This window comes from Clostridium sp., assembly GCF_032552055.1.
Taxonomy (GTDB): Bacteria; Bacillota; Clostridia; order Clostridiales; family Clostridiaceae; genus Clostridium.
Window position 1 is genome coordinate 1 of the sequence record NZ_JAWGSV010000380.1, and the last position, 1,943, is coordinate 1,943.

General features: G+C 24.3%; 1 protein-coding gene. It reads left to right on the top strand.

Going from position 1 to position 1,943, the window contains the following annotated elements; translation table 11 throughout:
- Positions 1 to 138 precede the first annotated feature (138 nt).
- Positions 139 to 1,943 (top strand): P-loop NTPase fold protein (locus E6248_RS15730; RefSeq protein ID WP_316341709.1); only part of this gene is annotated, 1,805 nt, incomplete at its 3' end.

The following is a 1,943-nucleotide window of genomic DNA, read 5'->3' on the forward strand; positions in this document are numbered from 1 at the left end:
AAATATGGGAAAAGTTTTTTGTACAAGATAAGTATATAAATTTTAATTTCTAAACATAGTGATTTATAAAAATTACTATAATCTTAATATTAAATAATTTTAAATTTTGAGTTAATGGATTAAAAAGGAGGTTAATATATGAGCAAGATAAAGAAAAATGGTGTATATTATCTTAATGATTCGGAATTAAAAGATAGAGATCAAGATGCATTTAATCATAAGGATATTTCAGATAATATTATTAATTTAATTGAAACAAGAAAGTCACCATATAATATAGCTATTGTTGGAAAATGGGGGTTAGGAAAAAGTAGTTTAATTAAGTTCGTTACTGAGTATTTTAAAGTTAAAAATAATAAATATGTTATTACAGAAATAAATGCATGGAAATATGAGAAGGAGGCATTAAGACGAGCTTTTCTTAGACAGGTATTATTAGGGCTTGGATATAATGAAAAAAATTCTTTTGAGAGATTAATTGAAAATTTAAGAATATATAAGGGAAAGGTTGAAGGTGAAAAATTTTCAATAAAAGATTATTTTAGTCAGTGGATACCAATGATAATTGTAGCATGTATAATGTATATGATTATTGCAATTTTTATTTTTATTCGAAGTATTTTTTTGGGGAAGGAAGGAGTTATATTTGATTTTTCATTTATTGTGTCAACTGTAAGTAGTGGAGTATACATACCAATAATTGTTGTCTTGATTGATAAATTTATAAGTACATCATCTGATAAATATAATATGAACATTACACCACCAACGAATTCTACTGATGATTATGAGAATAAATTAAGAGATATGTTAAGTGAGAAAAAATATAAAGATACTACAGTAATAGCAGTTATTGATGACTTAGATAGGTTGAATCCAAGTAAAATTGTTGAGGCTTTAGACGCAATAAAAGCTTTTGTTAATTATGATAATTGTATTTTTATTGTTCCATTTGATGATGCAATATTAAAAAAAGCACTTATAAATAATAAAAGTAATAGTAGTGACACTTTATCTCTTGAGAGTGATTTATTTTTAGATAAACTATTTCAATATAAAATATATTTACCGAATATAATAATGTCTAATATACCTAATTATATTATTCAACTGTGCCATGAAGAAATCCCAGATTTTTGTGATTTATGTGGAAAAGAGTTATTTGATAGTATATGTAGAGAAATACTAATACATAAAGGTGTAACTACTCCAAGACAAGCCAAAAAAATTATTAATAATTATGTTAATAATATTTTACTTGCATATAGAAGGGAAGAAGAGTTATTGCCAGAGGGAACTCTTACAAATGAATTCAGCAAGAAAATATTAGCTAAAATTTCTGTGATTCAGGCAGATTACAGTAGTTTTTACTGGAATATTTTTAAAAGACCCAATATACTCAATGAACTTATTAAGGTAGTTGATTCAATGAAAATTGAAAAAGAAGATAAGTTGTTGGAACCTTATATTAATATCAGTGGCTCTTTACAAGAGGGATTTGATGTACAAATAAAGTCGGAGTATGAGGGGTTGGTTAATTTCTTAAAAAGAACTTCTAATATTAAAATTGATGATATAAGCACTTACCTGTACTTATCACAAGATAGCAACAGTATTTTATTTGGCGACGAATTAAGTAAGGAAATACAAAATAGTGTTACTAGTGGAAATTATCAATTAACTAGGAAAAAAATATTAGAGAATAAAGATACTGATTTTATCACTTTATTAGATAATATATTAGTATATGCTGAAACTTATGAGTATTATAATACAGTTTTATCTATTATAAACTGTTATGACTTACTAAATAATGAAAACACAAAAAAGTTAGCTAAACATATAGACGATAGAATAAATACAATTTTAATAAGTAAAGAGATTATTAATTATAATGAAATTAATTTTAAAAACATATTAAATATATATATGGAGTATAAAGA